Here is a 6,057-nt window from a genome sequence, read left to right as displayed (position 1 = left end):
TTCATAGTTAGTTTGTTTTTAGCCAGTGCTTTCGCGGGTGCCGGGTATAACAGATTGTATTACAGAATTGCTGTTTGTACGGGATGAATAGCCATGCGGATATAAGCAAGGAGGTAAAGGGCTGTCTTTGAGCCCCCTGGCGATGGGGTTATACGTAAAGCCCGGGGCGCTCAGGCAGAGCGGGCACAGGCTGCCGGCCAGGCAGGTTACGCTGCCATGGTCGTAGAGCTTAACCGACTGAACCTGGGTGCGTTATAGGGTAGTATAAAGTTATGATAAGCTGGTATGGAACAACCAATCGGTCCCTTTCTATCCGGGTTCGGCCTCATCGGAATTATACTCTGCATCCTGCTGCTGGTCTTTTATGTATGGAGCATCGTGTGGGCCTATAAAGATGCGCAGCGCAGGGGAAAGCCTGGCTGGTTGGTAGCCCTGGTGGTATTGCTGATGGTATGGCCGGTAGGTTTGGTGGTGTGGCTTTTACTGCGGCCGCAAACGTAGCCGCAACAGGCAGGTATACCCTAAAGAACATCTCCTGAAAGTCTGCTTTTCAGGAGATGTTCTTTAGGGTATAGAAATGCAATAAGCTTGTTGCTATTGGGCGGATTCAAGGTCTTTACCGGCAATTTCTTCCCAGGCATAAAAACGGAAGGTCCTGTCATTTGACATGGCTACAAAAAGACCATTTTTAAATTCGTTGTTAAGACTGACATTGGTCACCTCAGAACCGTCACTTTGGGTAGCATCCACGTTGACAATCTTGACCAATTCGTGTTGGTGCGGATCCTGGTCTGCCCCTTCCCGGGTAAAGATCTGAAACCGGTCATTCTGCTGATCCGACACAAGGATATAGCCTGTACTATCGGTCGTTTCATAAATGGAGATACCTTCCTGGTCCTGGGCAAAATCGTCGGAAGCAAAAAGTGCCAGTTCTTCATTTCCTTTGTCGGGATCAGCATAATATTTCCGTACACCTATCTCTTCGTCCGAGTAATAGACGTAGCCTAACTTATCATCCACGGCGATGGCTTCTATTTCCTTTTTTCCGCTGTAATCGCCGAATTTGCGAACAACCGTAGCTTTTATACTTCCTTCTCCGTCATCTTCCAGCAGATACTGCCACAAATACGTGCCATCTTTTGGGCCATCCTTGCGACCGACAATGGCATATACTTTTCCTGACTCCGGATTTCTGTACATAGCAATACCCATCGGATCCTGGAAATCATCCCCTTTTTCCCCCTCAAAGACAGGTATACCCCCCTTGTCCAGTGGTTCCATATCCGGGAGTCTGAAGATGCGTAACTGATGCGAATTGCGTTCTGTTACAACGGCTATATCTACCGGTGCGCCATTAAGCATCAAGCCGTACTCTATGTCCACGTTATTAGGACGCTCCAAACCGCGAACTACCTTATCCTGAAGGATTTTCCCATTTAAGTCAAACACATAAATTCCACCATCTTTATTTTTATCGGTACCGAGTATAAGGCTTTGCTCAGGGGCTTCCGGATTGACCCAGATGGCCGGATCATCTGTGTCATATTTGACCTGTTCTGTGGTGACTAAGGCAGTGATTTCCGTGTTTGGAATTTCATGTTCCGTGTTTGGCTGTATTTCTTCAAGCGTATTGTCATCGCTGCAGGCATACGCAAATAGGGATAAAACATAAAAAAATAGGACGAGTACTTTCATAAAGATGAAAAATTAACAGACTCCAGAAATTATAACTTATTCCCAATCACTCACTTCCCCCTTGCAATAAACTATTAACTTCTAACCTCCTGCCGAAAAGAGAGACAACGAAGAGTATGCGTATAATGGATAAAAAGAACTTTATAATTTTAACTAAATTATTTTGTGTTATGTTATGGTGTATACTAACTATCGACAGGCGTTTGCCAAATAGGAGGCTGGCTACTCTTCAAAAAGTATAAAAGGTAAAGGCTTGGCGTTAGCTCCTTGTGGATGAAGCCGGACCTCGATGCCGGTTGCAGCTTTGAGGTAGGGTGAAAGATCGCAGGTAAGGTATAGGCTGCTCTTTTGGGTGATCTTTCGGGACTTTTAGATCCAGTAGATAATGCCTTCGTACTCTTTGTGGCGTTTTACATAGGTCTCTACTGCCGGGCAGGAGGGTATTACGCGGAAGCCTTGTTGGCGGGCATACGCTAAGCCGGCTTTTACCAACTCATCTGCCAATCCCTGGTTCCGGTATTTCTCCGGCACGAAGGTATAATCAAAATCCATTACTTTCTCTTCCGTAAAGGTATAGATAAGCTCTGCCTCTTCACCTGCCTCAAGCGTGGCATAAAACCTGAAGTCTTCCGGATCGTGCACAATGTTTGGTTTCATAGGAAAGTAAACTGTCTTCCGTTTACGCGGTACTGAAACAAGGAGTTATCCGGGCAGCTGGCTAATCCCAACTGATTTGTGTAACAGCAGAACGCACTACGTGTAAATTCTGCTATATAGGAAGAGTTACCATATTACTGAATTAATACCCATTGTCATGACTTCGTTCAGCCTGCCGGAACCTGACCCCGTAGTAAGAAGATATTGCGTTGCGACACGACCCCAGGCAGTTCGGAATTCAGAAAAATTTTATACAAAGCGAAGCTTCGGAAGCAGTACCATGGGTTGGCCCATTCCGAATTAAGATAGGCAGGGGTAGCATCTACCCTTAGGAGTGCTGAGGTGGTTTCTTCCTCACTACCTTATCAAAAATAAACACAGAACAATTTATCAGAAACCGAACACAAGCCATGAGAACCGGAAAGGGAACTTTTATCTATGCCTTGCACCTGCGCGACAGCATAATTTTTGTAGGGCAGTGCATAGATATTCAGAAGCAGATAGATGAGCACGCTAAAAGCAGCAGGCTTCAGTTTGATCGCTTCACCTATAATTTCCTGGAAGGTATAGAACCTGGCTCCGATGCGGCCAATACGATGGAGGCCATTGCGGTAGTCAGACTCAGGCCTTTGCTCAACAAGGGGCTGCCTCCTACCGAAAACTACTGCACGGAGCTGCATCACTTCTGCACCCGGTATAACAAACAGGACAGTCCCCTTTGCCCTGTTCCCTTGCATCTGATCGAGGAGCTTGTAGCAAGCCAGCAACTTGTTCCTGTCTATGAAACCGGATTGAGAAGATACTACCGTGTAGCGGACCTCTATACCTTGTTAGAAGGCGAACACACCACGGTTCACAGCTTCTCTGCTGAAGGAGGGAGGGCTGCCTGACACCTGCTGCATCGGTGACCGAACTCTTTACCTGGCTTCCTCCATTTTACTTTTTGCTTCGATGCACCACAGCAATTCCTGCACAAAGGTGGCTGCCCGCTTGTCGGTTCCTTCTTTGTCCGTAGGGTTGCCTTCCTCGTCGTAGTTTTCCCCGACTTTAGGCACGGGAAACATAGCCGGTACAGTCCAGGTACGTATTTTCCAGAGCGAAAACTGGAGGGATGTTATGACTTGCATACCTCCGAACCCGCCTCCTGAAACGGTGGAGATGGCGACCGGCTTGCGGTGCCATTCATCGTAAAGGAAATCGGTCACGTTTTTAAGGGCGGCCGGGTAACCGCCATTGTACTCAGGCGTTACGATAAGTACGCCATCCGCCTGCATGATCTTATCCCGGAACTCCCGCATTTGCCGGGAAGGGTCGGGCAAATATTTGAAGCGCTCTTCCAGTACCGGAAAATTATACTCCTTCAGATCCAGTATCTCGGCAGATGCCAGATCGTTTTCTTCTATATACTTCTGGAAATACAAGGCCACACGGTGACTTTTGCGTCCTGTCCGGACGCTGGAGGAGATAATTGCAATATGTGCCATTTATGGGGTGATTGGTTGGTTTTTAGATAGTTGTTTTTATTTTTCCAGCTCTTGGAGCAGGTCCTGCAGGTCCAGCGGACGGGTATAGATGTCCGTGGAGCCGTCTGCTTTTTTGGGCCACACTTCCCGGGGCCTGTCCCAGTAGAGCTCCACACCGTTCTGATCCGGGTCGGACAGGTATAGCGCCTCCGAAACCCCATGATCGGATGCCCCCGATAGCGGATACCCCGCGTCTCTGAGTCGCTGCAGGATCGTAGCCAGATCCTTGCGGGTAGGGTATACGATAGCGGTATGGAACAGGCCGGTGCTGTGCGCGGGCGGGGGAGTGCCGCCTTTGCTGTACCAGGTGTTCAAGCCGATATGGTGGTGATAACCTCCGGCTGAGATAAAGGCAGCATCCATGCCATACATCGTCACGAGCTCAAAGCCCAGCAGGTCACAGTAAAACTTCATGGCACGATCGAGATCAGCGACCTTGAGGTGTACGTGCCCGATATGCGTCTGTGCGGGAAGAGTATAATCCTGTTTCATTTGCGGTTAAGTTAAGGGTATGGCCAGAAAGGTGATGGCTGCACGTGCGTTCACGTCCGATACTTTTGGCTTTACGATAATTAACGTTGTCAGGACACATCACAAATTTACCACTCACTTTTGGCCAGTTCCAGCAGCACGCTGTAATAGGGTCTGCGAAGCATTTTCGCTTTTAGCCAGGCATAAAAGCTCATGGCCTGAATGTCGGTATTCTCAAACGAATCAAACTCCAGGCTTTCCTCTACCTGCTGAAAAAATGCAGGGCTTTCCACGGTGGCAGGTTGGTCTACCATGTGCTTGATGAGGAGCAGGTAGTGCTTCACATTCCGGTAGGCCGGCTCCTGCAGCAGATCACGGAACGTACGCTCAAACGAACGGATCTTGTTCAGCACCAGGTCTTCATTTCCCAGTTCGTATTGCAGGATAAGCTCACCCAGATTTTTTTTCAGTACCCACTCGCGTCCCATCTTGCTTTCGCACCATTTATCCGATCGCTTGATGCTCAGCAGGACGCGGTTTGCTTTAGAAAAAGAGCCCAGCGCAAAGTAATTAAAACTCAAGCCCATCCGGGCGGTTAGCTGATCTCGGGTGGAGAGCGCGATAGAGCTTTTGTTGAGCATATTTTCCATCAACACTATCGCTTCTTCGTTGCGCCGGAGGAACACCAGGTTGGCTACCATCAGGAAAGTGTAGCGCGGATAAAACAGGGCATAATGACTTTTAGCTTCTTTACTGATACCATCCTGCAGCAGGCCGAGGTAGCACATCGATTCACTGAATTTCTTGTTTCGGTACAGTACGTGTGCGATCATATAGAGCAGGCTCAGCTTGTAATAGTGGTGTGCTTTGATGAAGCCATATTTCTGCTCCGTCTCCTGATACTGGCTGATAATGTAGGGCTCAAACGAGAGGAAATCCTTTCGGGCCAGGATGGCGCTTCGGGCAATTGTCATGAGTTTGTACAGCAGCGATGGCCGCTTGCTGACGGCCTCAGACAGGTTGTAGGCCTGCAGCACCTCCTGAATGATCTTGTCGAAGTGCAGGTCCCGGCCCTGGCGACGCACCGTCTGGAGGCGCTGGTTGATGAGGCTGCTCGCGATGTTGGCCCTTTCGTCCTCGTCGGCTGCGAGCTTATTCTGATTCCGCTTCCGAATGATTTGGTCCAGGTTATCGGCAAACTCACTGTCTGCTCTTTCGATCTGCAGGTTGTAGATGGCATTGAGCAGGTCAAACTGTTCGTTGGCAACGGCCAGTTTCTCGGCTTTCCGCAGGTACATCCAGGCCAGGCGGTCCACCCGTGCATCGAAAAGGTAACGGGCAAGTGATAGCTGGCCCATGATCGAGGAAGCTGCCGTGATATCCTCTTCCATGCGTTTGAGCATGATGAAATCCGTCAGATGCCGTGTCAGTCTTTTTCGGAGGGCATAGTAGGCAACCGGGTTCGGTTCGCCAGGGTATAGGCGCTCGATCAGTTGCTCCGGTCTATAGTTTTTCTTCTGCTGCAGGAGTTGAAAGAGCGCGAGGTCTTTGCGACTCTTCTTCTTTTTCTGCCGCTGGATGAAGGCAGCCAATTCCTGCTTGTCTTCCTCTGAGAGTGTATCCAATGTGATCTTCAGATCATCCATATCATCAATTAATTGAATCCAACTATCATTTTTGAATAAAAATCAATTTTTTAAAGTCTGATAAT

7 protein-coding genes are annotated in these 6,057 nt (G+C 48.7%); 2 read left to right on the top strand and 5 right to left on the bottom strand.

All coding sequences use genetic code 11. The features are described 5' to 3' along the window. Positions 1–285: 285 nt before the first annotated feature. Positions 286–501: a hypothetical protein gene (locus OB13_RS12060; protein WP_461490420.1), complete on the top strand. Its 216-nt coding sequence runs from the start codon at positions 286–288 to the stop codon at positions 499–501. A gap of 93 nt (positions 502–594) precedes the next feature. On the opposite strand, the gene OB13_RS12055 is transcribed toward OB13_RS12060, so the two are convergent. Further along, positions 595–1,695 carry a phytase gene (locus tag OB13_RS12055; RefSeq protein WP_461490419.1) on the bottom strand — a complete coding sequence of 367 codons (1,101 nt, stop codon included), beginning with the start codon at positions 1,693–1,695 and terminating at the stop codon, positions 595–597. A 369-nt stretch (positions 1,696–2,064) separates the two neighbouring features. Then, positions 2,065–2,352 (bottom strand): GNAT family N-acetyltransferase, encoded by a 288-nt coding sequence (locus tag OB13_RS12050; protein ID WP_461490418.1) that lies wholly within the window; start codon positions 2,350–2,352, stop codon positions 2,065–2,067. 410 nt (positions 2,353–2,762) lie between these two features. On the opposite strand from OB13_RS12050, the gene OB13_RS12045 reads away from it, so the two are divergent. Next, positions 2,763–3,242, top strand: a complete 480-nt coding sequence (locus OB13_RS12045; RefSeq protein WP_461490417.1) for a hypothetical protein — start codon at positions 2,763–2,765, stop codon at positions 3,240–3,242. A 27-nt stretch (positions 3,243–3,269) separates the two neighbouring features. Here OB13_RS12045 and OB13_RS12040 read toward each other — a convergent pair whose 3' ends face one another. From OB13_RS12040 to OB13_RS12030, 3 genes are all read right to left on the bottom strand, one after another. Further along, complete coding sequence (locus tag OB13_RS12040; RefSeq protein ID WP_461490416.1) at positions 3,270–3,836, bottom strand: NADPH-dependent FMN reductase; 567 nt, start codon at positions 3,834–3,836, stop codon at positions 3,270–3,272. 36 nt (positions 3,837–3,872) lie between these two features. Beyond that, on the bottom strand, positions 3,873–4,367 hold the full coding sequence (locus OB13_RS12035) for a VOC family protein (protein ID WP_461490415.1): 495 nt from the start codon (positions 4,365–4,367) through the stop codon (positions 3,873–3,875). A gap of 107 nt (positions 4,368–4,474) precedes the next feature. Next, positions 4,475–5,992, bottom strand: a complete 1,518-nt coding sequence (locus OB13_RS12030; RefSeq protein WP_461490414.1) for a hypothetical protein — start codon at positions 5,990–5,992, stop codon at positions 4,475–4,477. Positions 5,993–6,057: the final 65 nt, after the last annotated feature.

This window comes from Pontibacter sp. HJ8, from assembly GCF_054824225.1.
Note: the sequence above shows the minus strand (reverse complement) of the source record. Positions and strands in the feature narration are given on the sequence as shown.